Source organism: Pseudomonas sp. KBN12P06040, assembly GCF_037574965.1.
GTDB lineage: Bacteria > Pseudomonadota > Gammaproteobacteria > Pseudomonadales > Pseudomonadaceae > Pseudomonas > Pseudomonas aeruginosa.
In genome coordinates, this window is the sequence record NZ_JBBELS010000001.1 from 1,612,831 (window position 1) to 1,628,774 (window position 15,944).

General features: G+C 70.0%; 13 protein-coding genes. 8 read left to right on the forward strand and 5 right to left on the reverse strand.

From position 1 onward, the window contains the following. Positions 1 to 26: 26 nt before the first annotated feature. Positions 27 to 950, reverse strand: coding sequence for an MmsAB operon transcriptional regulator MmsR (gene mmsR, locus VQ067_RS07645; protein WP_003122160.1), 924 nt, complete (start codon positions 948 to 950; stop codon positions 27 to 29). Between the two features lie 131 nt (positions 951 to 1,081). Here mmsR and mmsA point away from each other — a divergent pair, with 131 nt between their 5' ends. The 3 genes from mmsA (at position 1,082) to VQ067_RS07660 (ending at position 5,475) form a co-directional block, all read left to right on the forward strand. Beyond that, positions 1,082 to 2,575, forward strand: a complete 1,494-nt coding sequence (gene mmsA, locus VQ067_RS07650; RefSeq protein ID WP_003092142.1) for a CoA-acylating methylmalonate-semialdehyde dehydrogenase — start codon at positions 1,082 to 1,084, stop codon at positions 2,573 to 2,575. Between the two features lie 15 nt (positions 2,576 to 2,590). After that, complete coding sequence (gene mmsB / locus VQ067_RS07655) at positions 2,591 to 3,487, forward strand: 3-hydroxyisobutyrate dehydrogenase (RefSeq protein WP_033991468.1); 897 nt, start codon at positions 2,591 to 2,593, stop codon at positions 3,485 to 3,487. A gap of 101 nt (positions 3,488 to 3,588) precedes the next feature. Beyond that, positions 3,589 to 5,475, forward strand: a complete 1,887-nt coding sequence (locus tag VQ067_RS07660; protein WP_003111766.1) for a propionyl-CoA synthetase — start codon at positions 3,589 to 3,591, stop codon at positions 5,473 to 5,475. 57 nt (positions 5,476 to 5,532) lie between these two features. Here VQ067_RS07660 and VQ067_RS07665 read toward each other — a convergent pair whose 3' ends face one another. Both VQ067_RS07665 and VQ067_RS07670 read right to left on the reverse strand, forming a co-directional pair. Further along, complete coding sequence (locus tag VQ067_RS07665; protein ID WP_023097307.1) at positions 5,533 to 6,546, reverse strand: zinc-binding alcohol dehydrogenase family protein; 1,014 nt, start codon at positions 6,544 to 6,546, stop codon at positions 5,533 to 5,535. Between the two features lie 21 nt (positions 6,547 to 6,567). After that, positions 6,568 to 6,861, reverse strand: coding sequence for a putative quinol monooxygenase (locus tag VQ067_RS07670; RefSeq protein ID WP_003122161.1), 294 nt, complete (start codon positions 6,859 to 6,861; stop codon positions 6,568 to 6,570). Positions 6,862 to 6,956: 95 nt separating this feature from the next. Here VQ067_RS07670 and VQ067_RS07675 point away from each other — a divergent pair, with 95 nt between their 5' ends. Both VQ067_RS07675 and VQ067_RS07680 read left to right on the forward strand, forming a co-directional pair. Further along, positions 6,957 to 7,877, forward strand: coding sequence for a LysR family transcriptional regulator (locus VQ067_RS07675; protein ID WP_003092132.1), 921 nt, complete (start codon positions 6,957 to 6,959; stop codon positions 7,875 to 7,877). Continuing rightward, complete coding sequence (locus VQ067_RS07680; protein ID WP_003111769.1) at positions 7,862 to 8,164, forward strand: barstar family protein; 303 nt, start codon at positions 7,862 to 7,864, stop codon at positions 8,162 to 8,164. The genes VQ067_RS07675 and VQ067_RS07680 overlap by 16 nt, the downstream gene beginning before the upstream one ends. Here the strand turns inward: VQ067_RS07680 and VQ067_RS07685 are convergent, their stop codons facing one another. Then, complete coding sequence (locus VQ067_RS07685) at positions 8,165 to 8,944, reverse strand: TatD family hydrolase (protein ID WP_023875019.1); 780 nt, start codon at positions 8,942 to 8,944, stop codon at positions 8,165 to 8,167. A 10-nt stretch (positions 8,945 to 8,954) separates the two neighbouring features. Next, on the reverse strand, positions 8,955 to 9,944 hold the full coding sequence (gene cra / locus VQ067_RS07690) for a catabolite repressor/activator (RefSeq protein ID WP_003104372.1): 990 nt from the start codon (positions 9,942 to 9,944) through the stop codon (positions 8,955 to 8,957). A 326-nt stretch (positions 9,945 to 10,270) separates the two neighbouring features. Here cra and ptsP point away from each other — a divergent pair, with 326 nt between their 5' ends. From ptsP to VQ067_RS07705, 3 genes are read left to right on the forward strand one after another with little or no spacing between them, the layout of a single operon-like run. Next, positions 10,271 to 13,141: a phosphoenolpyruvate--protein phosphotransferase gene (ptsP, locus tag VQ067_RS07695; RefSeq protein ID WP_031685477.1), complete on the forward strand. Its 2,871-nt coding sequence runs from the start codon at positions 10,271 to 10,273 to the stop codon at positions 13,139 to 13,141. Further along, positions 13,141 to 14,085 (forward strand): 1-phosphofructokinase, encoded by a 945-nt coding sequence (gene pfkB, locus VQ067_RS07700; protein ID WP_003112874.1) that lies wholly within the window; start codon positions 13,141 to 13,143, stop codon positions 14,083 to 14,085. Before ptsP ends, pfkB begins: the two co-directional genes overlap by 1 nt. Before the next feature lies 1 nt (position 14,086). Further along, positions 14,087 to 15,844, forward strand: coding sequence for a PTS fructose-like transporter subunit IIB (locus tag VQ067_RS07705; protein ID WP_003107161.1), 1,758 nt, complete (start codon positions 14,087 to 14,089; stop codon positions 15,842 to 15,844). The last annotated feature ends 100 nt before the right edge of the window (positions 15,845 to 15,944 follow it).

A 15,944-nucleotide genomic window follows, 5' to 3' on the forward strand; every position in this document is an offset into this window, starting at 1 on the left:
CGTTTACAGCCCCGCCGCAGAGCGCTTCAGGCTCCTCCCTCGCCCTGCCTTACCCGCTGCCGGTAGGCGCTCGGCGACAAACCCATGACCTTGCTGAACAGGCGCGAGAAGTAGTAGCTGTCGTCGTAGCCGACCGCCTGGCCGACCCGGGCCACGCTCTGGTCGCTGCTGTCCAGCAACTGGCAGGCGTACTCGATCTTCAGGTGCAGGAAGTGCTGGATAGGCGTACGGCCGGTGATCGCCTTGTAGCGACTGACGAAATGGAACTTCGACAGGTTGCAGAAGGCCGCCAGGCGTTCCAGTTCGAGGCGCGCATGCAGGTGTTCGCGCATGTAGGCGTGCAGCCCGTCGAGGTCCAGGCTGCCCTCGCGCAGCGGGCGCAGCAGCGGTAGCTGGCAGAGCAGGCTGCGCAGGCGGCTGGCGGCGAGCAGGAAGTGCTGGAAGCGGTAGCCGCTGTGGCGCACTTCCAGCAGTTGCTCGAAGCCGCCGAGCAGGGCGTGTTGCAGGCCCCAATGGCGCAGCGGGGTGTCGCGGTAGCCGGCGCTGTGTTGCAGCCAGGTGGCGCTGTCGCCGCGCAGGTGGGTCCAAAAGATGGTCCAGGGTTGGCGGTCGTCGGCGGCGTAGTCGTGGGCCATGCCCGGCGGCAGCCAGAGCAGGTCGCCGCTGCCGACCCGGTATTCGCGCCAGGCCTCGCCCTCGCGCACGCGCAACAGGCCCTGGCCTTCGCTGCAATAGATCAGCAGGTGCTCGTCATGGCGCTCGCGGCTCATGCGGTGGTCGCGGGCGCGCCGGTAGTGGCCCAGGGAGGTGGGGTAGAGGTCGCGGCTGAGCGGGTGGACCGCCAGTTTCTCCAGCAGCGCCGCCGGGATCGGCAAGCGCAGGCTGTCGGCCGGCAGGGGCCAGTCGGAGGTGTGCGACATGTCGGTAGCCGGCTCCGCAATATAGTCCATGAACAACACAATTTAGTCGATCTCGCGACCTTCCGCCCAGTGATAGCTTCTTGGCCAAAGCGAGGTCCGAATCGACCTCGTACCAGTCCGCCACAACAATAAAAGCCGGCCTGGCCGGTGCAGGAGGGTTCATGTCAGTCCCAGTCCGCCACCTCATCGCGGGAGCCTTCGTCGAAGGTCTCGGCGCCCAGCGCATTCCGGTCAGCAATCCCCTCGACAACAGCACCCTGGCGGAGATCGCCTGCGCCAGCGCGGAGCAGATCGAGCAGGCGGTGGCCAGTGCCCGCGAAACCTTCGCCAGCTGGAAGGAAACCCCGGTTTCCGAGCGCGCGCGGGTGATGCTGCGTTACCAGGCGTTGCTCAAGGAACACCACGACGAACTGGCGAAGATCGTCTCCAGCGAGCTGGGCAAGACTTTCGAGGACGCCAAGGGCGACGTCTGGCGCGGTATCGAGGTGGTCGAGCACGCCTGCAACGTGCCCTCGCTGCTGATGGGCGAGACGGTGGAGAACGTCGCCCGCAACATCGACACCTACAGCATCACCCAGCCGCTGGGCGTGTGCGTTGGCATCACCCCGTTCAACTTCCCAGCGATGATCCCGCTGTGGATGTTCCCGCTGGCCATCGCCTGCGGCAACGCCTTCATCCTCAAGCCTTCCGAGCAGGTGCCGCTGACCAGCGTGCGGCTCGCCGAGCTGTTCCTCGAGGCCGGTGCGCCGAAGGGCGTGCTGCAGGTGGTGCATGGCGGCAAGGAACAGGTCGATCAGTTGCTCAAGCACCCGCAGGTGAAGGCGGTGTCCTTCGTCGGCTCGGTCGCCGTCGGCCAGTACGTCTACCACACCGGCACCGCGCACAATAAGCGCGTGCAGAGCTTCGCCGGGGCGAAGAACCACATGGTGATCATGCCCGACGCGGACAAGGCACAGGTCATCAGCAACCTGGTCGGTGCCTCGGTGGGCGCGGCCGGGCAGCGCTGCATGGCGATCTCGGTGGCGGTGCTGGTGGGGGCCGCCCGCGAGTGGATTCCGGAAATCCGCGACGCGCTGGCCAAGGTCCGCCCCGGCCCATGGGACGACAGCGGCGCCAGCTACGGCCCGGTGATCAACCCGCAGGCCAAGGCGCGCATCGAGCGCCTGATCGGCCAGGGCGTGGAGGAGGGCGCGCAACTGCTGCTGGATGGCCGCGGCTACAAGGTCGAGGGATACCCGGACGGCAACTGGGTCGGCCCGACGCTGTTCGCCGGGGTGCGCCCGGACATGGCGATCTACCGCGAAGAGGTGTTCGGCCCGGTGCTCTGCCTGGCCGAGGTCGACAGCCTGGAGCAGGCGATCCGCCTGATCAACGAAAGCCCCTACGGCAACGGCACCTCGATCTTCACCAGCTCCGGCGCCGCGGCGCGGACCTTCCAGCACCACATCGAGGTCGGTCAGGTCGGCATCAACATCCCGATTCCGGTACCGCTGCCGTTCTTCTCCTTCACCGGTTGGAAGGGCTCGTTCTACGGCGACCTGCACGCCTACGGCAAGCAGGGCGTGCGCTTCTACACCGAGACCAAGACCGTGACCGCGCGCTGGTTCGACAGCGACAGCGTGGCCGGGACCAACTTCTCGATCCAGATGCGCTGAAAGGGAGACGGACCGATGACCGACATCGCATTCCTCGGCCTGGGCAACATGGGTGGGCCGATGGCCGCCAACCTGCTCAAGGCCGGCCACCGGGTGAATGTCTTCGACTTGCAGCCCAAGGCCGTGCTGAGCCTGGTCGAGCAGGGCGCGCAGGGCGCCGATAGCGCCTTGCAGTGCTGCGAAGGCGCCGAAGTGGTGATCAGCATGCTGCCGGCCGGGCAGCACGTGGAAAGCCTGTATCTCGGCGACGACGGCCTGCTCGCGCGGGTCGCCGGCAAGCCCCTGCTGATCGACTGCTCGACCATTGCCCCGGAGACCGCGCGCAAGGTCGCCGAGGCCGCCGCGGCGAAGGGCCTGACCCTGCTCGACGCGCCGGTTTCCGGCGGCGTCGGCGGCGCCCGCGCCGGCACCCTGAGCTTCATCGTCGGCGGCCCCGCCGAAGGCTTCGCGCGGGCCCGGCCGATCCTCGAGAACATGGGCCGGAACATCTTCCACGCCGGCGATCACGGCGCCGGTCAGGTGGCGAAGATCTGCAACAACATGCTCCTCGGCATCCTCATGGCCGGCACCGCCGAGGCCCTGGCGCTGGGGGTGAAGAACGGCCTCGATCCGGCGGTGCTGTCCGAGGTGATGAAGCAGAGTTCCGGCGGCAACTGGGCGCTGAACCTCTACAACCCCTGGCCGGGGGTGATGCCGCAGGCGCCGGCGAGCAACGGCTATGCCGGCGGTTTCCAGGTGCGCCTGATGAACAAGGACCTCGGCCTGGCGCTGGCCAACGCCCAGGAGGTGCAGGCCTCGACGCCGCTCGGCGCGCTGGCGCGCAACCTGTTCAGCCTGCACGCCCAGGCCGATGCCGAGCACGACGGGCTGGACTTCTCCAGCATCCAGAAGCTCTACCGCGGCAAGGACTGACCCCTACGACCAAAGGTTGATGGCGGGTGCCCGGCGCCCGCCCATACTCCAAAGCTCACTCACTGCTTCATCCCTAATAAGAACAATCAGAGGGCTGGAACATGACGTACCTGCAGCAGCACGCCCGCTCGATCGCCGAGCCGGCCGCGTTCTGGGCCGAACAGGCCCGTTCCCTGGCCTGGTACCAGGCGCCCGCGAATATCCTCGAAAGCCTGCCCGACGGCACCCATCGCTGGTTCGCCGATGGCCGCCTGAACAGCGCCTACCTGGCCCTCGACCGGCAGATCGAGGAGGGGCGCGGCGAACAGACCGCGCTGATCTACGACTCGCCGGTGACCGGCACCCAGGACCGCTACAGCTACCTGCGGCTGCGCGACGAAGTGGCGCGCCTGGCCGGCGCCCTGCGGGCCCTCGGGGTCGGCAAGGGCGACCGGGTGATCATCTACATGCCGATGGTGCCGCAGGCGGCCATGGCGATGCTCGCTTGCGCGCGCCTGGGCGCGGTGCATTCGGTGGTGTTCGGTGGCTTCGCTCCCTACGAACTGGCCCTGCGCATCGACGACGCCACGCCGAAGCTGGTGCTCACCGCTTCCTGCGGGCTGGAGTTCGACCGGGTGATCGAATACAAGCCGCTGGTGGACAAGGCCCTCGAACTGGCGATCCACCAGCCTGCCCACGTCATGGTCTGGCAACGCCCGCAGGCGCTCGCGCGCCTGCACCCGGGCCGCGACCTGGACTGGCAGGACTGCCTCGCCGCCGCCGAGCCGGCCGATCCGCTGCCGGTGGCCAGCGGCGATCCGCTGTACATCATGTACACCTCGGGCACCACCGGTAAGCCCAAGGGCATCGTCCGCGACAACGGTGGCCACGCGGTGGCGGTGCGCTACGCGGTCCGCACTATCTACGGCATGCAGGCCGGCGACGTCTGGTGGGGGATCTCCGACGTCGGCTGGGTGGTCGGCCACTCGCTGATCGTCTACGGCCCGCTGATGTGCGGCTGTACCACAGTGTTCTACGAAGGCAAGCCGGTGCGTACGCCGGACGCCGGCGCCTACTGGCGGGTGATCGAAGAGCACAGGGTGAACAGCCTGTTCTGCGCGCCGACGGCGATCCGCGCGATCCGCAAGGAAGACCCGCATGGCGAACGGGTGAAGCGCTACGACCTAAGTTCGCTGCGCCACCTGTTCCTGGCCGGCGAGAAGCTCGACAGCAGCACCCAGCACTGGCTGGAGGAGCACACCGGGCGGCCGGTCCACGACCATTGGTGGCAGACCGAGACCGGCTGGCCGGTGACCGCGCCCTGCATCGGGATCGCCGGCCACGACCTGCGGGCCGGTTCGACCAACCGCGCGGTGCCCGGCTACCACGTGCAGGTGCTGGACGACGAAGGCCGGCCGCTGGGAGCGAACCGCCAGGGCGCAATCGTCATCGCCCTGCCGTTGCCGCCGGGCTGCGCGCAGACCCTCTGGGGCGACCACCCGCGCTACCTGCAGGCCTACCTGGGCAACTATCCCGGCTACTACCACACCGGCGACGGCGGTTATCTCGACGAGGACGGCTTCGTCTACATCATGGGGCGCACCGACGACGTGATAAACGTTTCCGGGCATCGCCTCTCCACCGGCGAGATGGAGGAACGCGTGGCGCAGCACCAGGCGGTTGCCGAGTGCGCGGTGATCGGCGTGCGAGACGAACTCAAGGGCCACGTGCCGCTGGGCCTGGTGGTGCTCAAGGACGATGCCGGGATCGCCGCCGAGCAACTGCAGCGCGAGCTGGTGGCGCTGGTCCGCGAACAGATCGGCGCGCTGGCCTGCTTCCAGCGGGTGGTGGTGGTCAAGCGGCTGCCGAAGACCCGCTCCGGGAAGATCCTCCGCGCAGTGCTGCGCAAGATCGCCGATGGCGAGGACTACGCGGCGCCATCGACCATCGACGACCCGACGATCCTTGGCGAGATCGAGACTGCGCTGAGGGTGCGCAAGGCGGGATAGCAAAGGCCAGGGGCACGGCGGTAGGGTGGAAAACGCCGCGCCCCGTGGTCCTGCCGTTCAGAACCCTTCGAGAACGATCTTGCCCTTGGCCCGGCCGCTCTCCAGCAGCGCGTGGGCGCGGCGCAGGTTGGCCGCGTCGATGCGGCCGAAATGCTCGCCGACGGTGGTCTTCAACACGCCTTCGTCGATCAGCCCGGCGACCCGCTCCAGCAGCCGGTGCTGCTCGATCATGTCGTCGGTCTGGAACATCGAGCGGGTGTACATGAACTCCCAGTGCAGCGACAGGCTCTTCTGCTTCAGCTTGCCGATGTCCAGCGACGCCGGGTCGTCGATCAGCGCCAGGCGGCCTTGCGGGCGCAGCGCGGCGACGATCTGTTCGAGGTGCTGGTCGGTGTGGGTCAGGCTGGCGACGTGGCTGACCTCGGCGATGCCGATCCGCTTCAGCTCTTCGGCCAGCGGCTTGCCGTGGTCGATCACATGGTGCGCGCCGAGGTCGCGGACCCAGGCCTGGGTCTCTGCGCGCGAAGCGGTGCCGATCACGTTCAGGCCGGTCAGTTGCCGGGCCAGTTGGACCAGGATCGAACCGACCCCGCCGGCGGCACCGACCACCAGCAGGCTCTGGCCCTGGTCGGCCTTGCCTTCGGCGATCTGCAAGCGCTCGAAGAGCAGTTCCCAAGCAGTGATGGTGGTCAGCGGCAGGGCCGCGGCCTGGGCGAAGTCGAGGCTTTTCGGCAGGTGCCCGGCAATGCGCTCGTCGACCCGATGCAGCTCGCTGTTGCTACCGGGGCGGGTGATGTCCCCGGCGTACCAGACCCGATCGCCAGGACGGAACAGGCTGACCTCGCTGCCGACCGCGCGCACCACGCCCGCCGCGTCCCAGCCCAGCACCTTGGCCTGGCCGGCTTCCGGCTGGGCGCGCTGGCGGACCTTGGTATCCACCGGGTTGACCGAGATGGCGCGGACCTCCACCAGCAGGTCGCGCGTGCCCGGCGTGGGCTCGGGTAGTTCGAGGTCGAGCAGGGCATCGGGATGGTCGATGGGCAGGGACTGGTAGTAACCGACAGCTTTCATGGGGGCTCCGGGAAACGGGCCTCAGGCGAGGCGATAGAGTTGGTCGATCTTCACGTTCTGCAGCAGGGCTTCGTTGCCGCGGCTGAAGCGCAGGAAGTGCTCGGTGTTCTGGTGCCGCTCCAGGGCGGCGTCGTCGCGCCACTGCTCGATCATGTAGAACAGGTGGGAGTCGTGGCGGTCCTGATGCAGGTCGTACTGCAGGCAGCCGGCCTCGGCGCGCGACGGGGCGACCAGGGCGCGCAATTCGCGCTCCAGGGCCTCGGCGTGGCCGGGGGCGGCGGCGATGGTGGCGATCAGGGTGAGGGGTGTGCTCATGGTGGAGTCCTTCGATGAGGTGGAGTCAGGATGGGCTATTTCAAATCGCTGAAAAACAGGCTATCAGGGAAGACTCTTTCAAAGGAATCTTGAAAATGCTGCGTTACGACGACCTCCAGGTGTTCGTCCACACCAGCGACAGCGGCTCGTTGTCCGCCGCCGCGCGCCAGTTGGAGATTTCCCCGGCGGTGGCCAGCGCGGCGCTGAAGCGCCTGGAAAGCGAGCTGGAGGTACGCCTGTTCGCCCGCTCCACCCGCAGCCTGCGCCTGACTCCCGAGGGCGACGCGTTCCTCCTGCATGCCCGCGCCTCGTTGCGCAGCCTGGAGGAGGGGCGCCGGTTGCTGCAGGGCGGCAAGGACCAGATCGCCGGGGTACTGCAGCTTTCCGCGCCCTCCGACTTCGGCCGCAATCTGCTGCTGCCCTGGCTCGACGAGTTCCAGGCGCGCTATCCGCAACTGAGCCTGCGCCTGCTGCTCGGCGACCGGGTGACCGATCTCTACCGGCAACCGGTGGACGTGGCGATCCGCTACGGCGCACCGGCCGACTCCAGCCTGGTCGCCCTGCCGCTGGCGCCGGACAACCGGCGAGTGCTCTGCGCCGCGCCGGGCTACCTGGCGGAGCGCGGCGAGCCGCGCCAGCCGGACGACCTGCGCGAGCACAATTGCCTGCTCTACCAACTCGGCGGCCGGGTACACGACCGCTGGGCGTTCCAGCGGGGCCGCCGCAGCCTGACCCTGACGGTCGCCGGCGACCGTGTCTGCGACGACGCCGACGTGGTGCGGCGCTGGGCCCTGGCCGGCAAGGGGCTGGTCTACAAGTCCTGGCTGGACGTGGCCGAGGACGTGCGCGCCGGGCGCCTGCGCCTGCTGCTGCCGGAGTGGCAGGGCGAAGCGACGCCGATGAACCTCTTGTGTACCCACCGCGCTCAGTTGACCCGTCCGGTGACCCTCTTGCGCGCGTTCGTGCGCGAGCGTTGCGACGCATTGCTGGCGGAGGCTCCATGGACGAGGAACTGAACCGGGCGGCGAGCCTGGCCATCGAGCTGGCGGACGTGGACAGCGCCGCGCGCTTGCACGAACGCCTGCGCGAGGCCCTGGCGTTGCCGCCGTGGTACGGATGCAACTGGGATGCCTTCTGGGACGCCATCAGCGGCCTGGTGCCGATGCCCCGGCGATTGCGTCTGCAAGGCTGGAGCGACTTCGCCCGGCGCCTGCCGGAGGAAGCGGCGCAGCTTTCGGCCTGCCTGGAGGCGTTGCGCGAGACGTACCCGCAACTGGCGCCGGAAGTCCTGCGCGACGCTTGATCAGTCCCAGCCGAACAGCTCGGCGGCGTTGCGGCTGCTGCTCGCCGCCAGTTCCTCGGCGTCGACCCCGCGCAGCTCGGCGAGGGCGCGGCAGATGTCCGGCAGGTGCTCCGGACTGTTGCGCTGGCCGGGATACATCGAGGGCGCCATGTCCGGCGCATCGGTTTCCAGCACGATGGCCTCGGCCGGCAGCTCCGCCGCCACCTTGCGCAGGCGGTTGGCCTGCGGCCAGGTCGGCGCGCCGCCGAGGCCGAGGCGGAAGCCGAGCTTGAGGTACTCGCGGGCTTCCTCGCGGCTGCCGGCGAAGGCATGGATGATGCCACGGCGCTCCAGGCGGATGCGCTTGAGGGTGGCGATGGTCGCCGCGTGGGCGCGGCGCACGTGGATCAGTGCCGGCAGGCGGAATTCCGCGGCCAGCCGCAGTTGGGCCTCGAACAGCGCCTGCTGGGCGTCGCGGTCGAGGTGTTCCAGGTAGTAGTCCAGGCCGATCTCGCCGACCGCGCAGAGCTTCGTCTCGCCGCGCAGGCGTTGCAGCCACTGGCGCAGGTCGTCCAGGTGCTGCGGGCGGTGCCGCGCCAGGTAGACGGGGTGCAGGCCGAGCGCCGCGTACAGGCCATCCTCGGCCTGCGCCAGGTCCCAGACCCGTTGCCAGTTCTCGCGGTAGACGCCGAGCACCACCTGGCGCTCGACCCCCAGCGCGCGGCTGCGTTGCAGCAGCGCGGCGCGGTCGGCGTCGAAGTCCGGGAAGTCGAGGTGGTTGTGGGTGTCGACCAGGCGCATGGCGGCCGGCTCAGTCGCGCAGCTTGAGTTGCCGGGGGACGGCGTGCAGGCCCGGCCGGTAGTCGTTCTCCTCGACCGCGCGGAGCGCCAGTTCGAGGGCGTTGGCGGCGATCAGCGCGTGCTGCTGGTAGATCGAGTTGACCTTCAGCGGCACGAAGTCGAGCAACTGGGTGTCGCCGAAGGTCGCCACCCGCAAGCCTTCGGGCCAACCGTCGGCGCGCGCCTGGAACACATCGAAGACGCCTTCGAGGAGTACATAGGCAGTGGTCACCAGGGCGTCGGGCAGGTAGCCCAGGCGCTCGAGCAATTGCTCCATCAGGCGGCGTCCGCACTCGCGGCTGAACACCTCGGCATGCTCGACGATGACCTCGCCGCGGAAGTCTTTCAGCGCCTGGCGGAAGCCGGCGGCGCGGTCGTGGCTGATGATCAGGTCCGCCCGCGCGCCGAGCAGGGCGATATGGCGCGGCGCCGGTTGCAACAGGGTTTCGGTGAGGCGGCGCGCGGCGTCCTGGTCGTCGCTGATCACCGAGGCGAAGCGCTGCGGGTCGAGCTGGCGGTCGATGGCCACCACCGGCAGGCCTTCGGCGACCAGCCGGGCATGGGTATCATCCCCGGCCGGCAGGCAACTGGCGACGATCAGCGCGTCGCAGCGGCGCGCGCGGAACAGGTTGACCACCTGGCGCTCGGTCTCCGGCTCGTCGTCGGAGCAGGCGATCAGCAACTGGTAGCCGCGTGCCCGGGCGCCTTGTTCGAGTTGCTTGGCGAGGCGGGCGTAGCTGGGGTTTTCCAGGTCCGGGAGGATGAAGCCGAGGGTGCGGGTCTGCCCGCGGCGCAGGCCGGCGGCCTGCTGGTCCGGCTGGTAGCCGTGTTCCTCGACCACGGCAAGCACGCGCTCGACGGTGGCGGCGCTGATGCGCCGCTGGGCGGCCTTGCCATTGATGACGTAGCTGGCGGTGGTCACCGAGACCCCGGCCAGGCGGGCGATATCACTGAGTTTCAAACCGATCTCTACTGGAGGCGACGACAAGTTGGGCTTCAAGGATCAATCATTATCGGGTAACGTGCCAATTTAATTAAGTGAATCGATTCAGCAAAAGATTCCGGCGAAGCCGGCGCCCCTGCCCCAGGCTGCCTCGCGCAGCCCGAACGCGGCGCCGCCTACGCTATGGCAGGTCAATGACAACAAGCGGATCACCGCCCCAGGCTGTACGGAAGGCTCCCGCGAGCCGCTTTCCGCTACCGCCGGCACATCCCGCGCCCGCGCCTCGGCGCGGCGGGACGATCCGGACGTGAGACGGGGAGCCGTTCGCTCCTGAGGAGGTTTCCATGCTCGAACTCGATACCCGGCAGATCCGCATGGGCCAGCGCGCCGCGGACAAGGCCGAAGCCCTGCGCCTGCTCGGCGCGGCGCTGGTCGCCGACGGCCTGGCCGCGCCCGGCTATGCCGAGGGCCTGAAGGCGCGCGAGGCACAAGGCTCCACCTACCTCGGCCAGGGCATCGCCATACCCCATGGGACCCCGGATACCCGCGAGCTGGTCTTCAGCACCGGTGTGCGCCTGCTGCAATTCCCCGAGGGAGTGGACTGGGGCGATGGCCAGCAGGTCTACCTGGCCATCGGCATCGCGGCGAAGTCCGACGAACACCTGCAGCTCCTGCAATTGCTCACCCGCGCCCTCGGCGAGGCCGACCTGGGACCGGCGCTGAGCGCGGCCGCCAGCGCCGAGGACGTCCTCGGCCTGTTGCAGGGCGCGCCGCAGGAACTGGCGCTGGACGCACAACTGGTCGGCCTCGGCCAGAACGCCGAGGACCTCGACGAACTGGCCTGGCTCGGCGCGCGCCTGTTGAAGAAGGCCGGCTGCGTGGAGAACGGCTTCGCCGCCGTGCTCCAGCAGACCGAACCGTTGCCGCTGGGCGACGGGCTGTGCTGGTTGCACAGCGAACAATTGGTGAAGCGCCCCGGGCTGGCCTTCGTCACTCCGGCGCAACCGTTGCAGCACCAGGGGCAACCGGTCACCGGGCTGTTCTGCCTGGCCAGCCTGGGCGAAGCGCACCAGGCGCTGCTCGAACGCCTGTGCGACCTGTTGCTGGAAGGGCGTGGCGCCGAACTGGTGCGCGCCACCAGCAGCCGCAGCGTACTCGCGGCGCTCGGTGGCGAGCTGCCGCCGGACTGGCCCAGCGCGCGAGCGGTCCTGGCCAACCCGCATGGCCTGCATGCCCGCCCGGCGCAGGCGCTGGCGCAGCTGGCCAAGGGCTTCGCCGGCGAGATCCGGGTACGCCTGGCCGACAGCGAGGCGGCCCCCGTCTCGGCGAAGAGCCTGAGCAAGCTGCTCGCCCTCGGCGCGCGACGCGGCCAGACGCTGGAGTTCAGCGCCGAGCCGGCGATCGCCGAGGACGCGCTGCCAGCCTTGCTGGCCGCGGTGCGCGAGGGGCTCGGCGAGGAGGTCGAAGCGCTGGCGGAGGAAGCCTTGCCCGATGCCGTCGGCGAGGCGGAAGAGGATGCCCGGCCGGCGCCGCTGCGCGCCGGCGAGCGCCTGCAGGCGATCGCCGCGTCGCCGGGCATCGCCAGTGGTCCGGCGCATGTCCAGGTGGCGCAGCGCTTCGAGTTCCAGCCGCGTGGCGAGTCGCCGGCCCATGAACGCGAGCGCCTGCTGCGGGCCAAGCGGGCGGTGGACGAGGAGATCGTCGGCCTGGTCGAACGCAGCACGGTGAAGGCGATCCGCGAGATTTTCGTCACCCACCGGGAGATGCTCGACGATCCGGAACTGGCCGAGCAGGTGCAACTGCGCCTGAATCGCGGCGAAAGCGCCGAAGCGGCCTGGAGTCGGGTAGTGGAAGACAGCGCGGCGCAGCAGGAGGCGCTGCACGACACCTTGCTCGCCGAGCGCGCCGCCGACCTCCGCGACCTCGGCCGGCGGGTGCTGGCCAGGCTCTGCGGGGTGGAGGCGCCGCGCGAGCCGGAGCAGCCGTACATCCTGGTGATGGACGAGGTCGGCCCCTCCGATGTCGCCCGCCTCGACGCCCAGCGGGTCGCCGGCATCCTCACGGCGCGCGGCGGCGCCACTTCGCACAGCGCGATCATCGCCCGCGCCCTCGGCATTCCGGCATTGGTCGGCGCCGGCGCGGCGGTGCTCGGCCTGGAGCCGGGCACGGCACTGCTGCTGGATGGCGAACACGGCTGGCTGCAGGTGGCGCCGAGCACCGAACAGTTGCAGCAGGCCGCCGCCGAGCGCGACGCCCGCCAGCAGCGCCAGGCCCGCGCCGACGCGCAGCGTCTGGAGCCTGCGCGGACCCGCGACGGCCACGCGGTGGAAGTCTGCGCCAACCTTGGCGACACCGCCGGCGCCGCGCGCGCGGTGGAGCTGGGCGCCGAGGGCGTTGGCCTGCTGCGCACCGAGTTCGTCTTCATGAACAACGCCCGCGCGCCGGACCTGGCGACCCAGGAAGCGGAATACCGTCGGGTGCTCGACGCCCTCGACGGACGTCCGCTGGTGGCGCGGACCCTGGATGTCGGCGGGGACAAGCCGCTGCCGTACTGGCCGATTCCCCACGAAGAGAATCCCTATCTGGGCCTGCGCGGTATCCGCCTGACCCTGCAGCGACCGCAGATCCTCGAGACCCAGTTGCGCGCGCTGTTCCGCGCCGCCGGGGAGCGGCCGCTGCGGGTGATGTTCCCGATGGTCGGCAGCCTCGACGAATGGCGCCAGGCGCGTGACCTGGCGCTGCGCCTGCGCGAGGAAATCCCGCTGGCCGACCTGCAACTGGGGATCATGGTCGAGGTGCCCTCGGCGGCGTTGCTCGCGCCGGTGCTGGCCCGCGAGGTGGATTTCTTCAGCGTCGGCACCAACGACCTGACCCAGTACACCCTGGCTATCGATCGCGGCCACCCGAGTCTTTCGGCCCAGGCCGACGGCCTGCATCCGGCGGTGCTGCAACTGATCGACATGACCGTCCGCGCCGCCCACGCCGAGGGCAAGTGGGTCGGCGTCTGCGGCGAACTGGCGGCCGACCCGCTGGCGTTGCCGCTGCTGGTCGGCCTGGGAGTGGACGAGCTGAGCGTCTCGGCGCGCAGCATCGCCCTGGTCAAGGCCGGCGTGCGCGAACTGCAGCTGGTCGCTGCGCGCGGCCTGGCCCGCAAAGCCCTGGGCCTGGCGAGCGCCGCCGAGGTCCGGGCCCTGGTGGAAGCGGAGGTGCAGTAATGGCGCGGATCCTGACGATTACCCTGAACCCTGCGCTGGACCTCACCGTGCGCCTGCGCCAGCTGGAACTGGGGGCGGTTAACCGCAGCGAGGCGGTGCTGACCCAGGCCGCCGGCAAGGGTCTGAACGTCGCCCAGGTGCTTGCCGACCTCGGCCATCGGTTGACGGTCAGCGGCTTCCTCGGCGAAGACAACCAGCCGCCGTTCACCGCCATGTTCCAGCGTCGTGGCTTCGCCGATGCGTTCGTCCGGGTGCCGGGCGAAACCCGCAGCAACATCAAGCTGGCCGAGCGCGGCGGGCGCGTCAGCGACCTCAACGGGCCGGGCCCGGAGGCCGACGAGCGAGCCCAGGCGGCGTTGCTCGAACGCCTCGACCGGCTTGCCGGGGAGCACGAGCTGGCGGTGGTCGCCGGCAGCCTGCCGCGCGGGGTCGAGCCGGAATGGCTGGGAGAACTGCTGCGGCGCTTGCGGCGCCTCGGCCTGAAGGTCGCCTTCGACAGCAGTGGCGCGGCCCTGCGCGAAGGTGTGAAGGCTGCGCCGTGGATGATCAAGCCGAACGTCGAGGAACTGGCCGATCTCTGCTCGGCGCCGATGGATGACCTGGTCGCACAGCGCCAGGCGGCCGAACGTCTGCGCCATGACGGGGTAGGCCAGGTGGTGATTTCCCAGGGCGCCGCGGGGGTCAACTGGTTCGCCGCCGAGGGTGCCTGGCAGGCGCGGCCGCCGGCGGTGGAAGTGGCCAGCACGGTGGGCGCCGGCGATTCCCTGCTGGCCGGCATGCTGCACGGCCTGGCCAGCGGCTGGCCGGCCGAGCGGGTGCTGCGTCAGGCCACCGCCATCGCCAGCCTGGCGGTGACCCAGTTCGAGTTCGGCATCGGCGATCCGCAGCGCCTGGCGCGGATCGAAGCGGGCGTCGTGGTACAGCCATTGGTCGAGGAGGCCTGAGATGAAACTAGCGATCGTCACCGCCTGCCCTGGCGGACAGGTCACCAGCGTGCTCGCCGCGCGCCTGCTGCGGGGCGCCGCCGAGCGCCTGGGCTGGGAAACCTGCGTCGAGGCGAATGCCGGGTCGAGGCCCGAGGGCGAACTGAGCGCCGAACAGATCGCCGAAGCCGACTGGGTCCTGCTGGTCGGCGTCGAGCCGCTGGCGGCGGCGCGTTTCGTCGGCAAGCCGGTGTATCGCGCGCGTCCCGCCGAGGCGCTGGCCGATCCGCGCGCCTTCCTCCAGCGGGCCGCCGCCCTGGCGAGCGTGGAGGTCGCCGGGGACGAGGCCGGCCTGGTTGCGCCGGAGGCCGGAGCGGCACCGCGGATCGTCGCGGTGACCGCCTGTCCGACCGGCGTGGCGCACACCTTCATGGCCGCCGAGGCGTTGCAGCTCGCGGCGGGGCAACTGGGCTTCGCGTTGCAGGTCGAGACCCAGGGCTCGGTCGGCGCGCGCAACCCGCTCGACCCGGCGGACATCGCCGCCGCCGACGTGGTCCTGCTGGCCGCCGACATCGACGTGGACACGGCCCGTTTCGCCGGCAAGAAGATCTACCGTTGCGGCACCGGCGTGGCCCTCAAGCAGGCCCGCGCGACGCTCGAGCGGGCGCTGGCGGAAGGGCAGGTCGAGAGCGCGGGCGCAGCCAGCGCGGTGGTCGCCAGGGACGAGAAGCGCGGGGTGTACAAGCACCTGCTGACCGGGGTGTCGTTCATGTTGCCGATGGTGGTCGCGGGCGGCCTGCTGATCGCCCTGTCACTGGCCTTCGGCATCGATGCCTACAAGCAGCCGGGCAGCCTGGCGGCGGTGCTGAGGACGGTCGGCGACACGGCTTTCGTCCTGATGGTGCCGATGCTCGCCGGCTACATCGCCTATTCCATCGCCGACCGCCCGGGCCTGGCGCCGGGCATGCTCGGCGGCCTGCTCGCCGGGACCCTCGGCGCCGGGTTCATCGGCGGGATAGTCGCCGGCTTCATCGCCGGCTATGCGGCGCGGGCCATCAGCCACGGGCTGAGGCTGCCGGCGAGCCTGGAAGCGCTGAAGCCGATCCTGGTCATCCCGTTGCTGGCCAGCCTGGTCACCGGCCTGCTGATGCTCTACGTGGTCGGCAAGCCGGTGGCCGGGATGCTCGCGGCACTGACCGGGTTCCTCGACGGCATGGGTACCTCCAATGCCATCCTCCTCGGCCTGCTGCTCGGCGGGATGATGTGCGTCGACCTCGGCGGACCGGTCAACAAGGCCGCCTACGCCTTTTCCGTCGGCCTGCTCTCGTCGCACAGCTACGCGCCGATGGCGGCGGTGATGGCGGCGGGCATGGTGCCGCCGATCGGCATGGGCCTGGCGACCCTGCTGGCGCGGCGCAAGTTCGCCGAGAGCGAGCGGCAGGCCGGCAAGGCAGCCTCTGTGCTGGGGCTGTGCTTCATCTCCGAAGGCGCCATCCCGTTCGCCGCCAAGGACCCGTTGCGGGTGATCCCGGCGAGCATCGCCGGCGGCGCGCTGACCGGCGCCCTGTCGATGTACTTCGGCTGCAAGTTGCAGGCGCCTCACGGCGGGTTGTTCGTGATGCTGGTGCCCAACGCGATCAACCACGCCCTGGCGTACCTGCTGGCGATCGTCGCCGGCAGCCTGCTTACCGGGCTGCTCTACGCCGTGCTCAAGCGCGGCGCCGAGCCGGGACTGGCGTTGGGGACCTCGTCCTCGCGGGAGCCGGCGGCTGGCGGATAGCCGCGAGGCGGCCATGCGCCCTACGCCACCTGAGCGACGTGGCAGGGGGTAGGGCGAATAACGCCGCAGGCGTTATCCGCCGATACTCCGGCGAACCAGC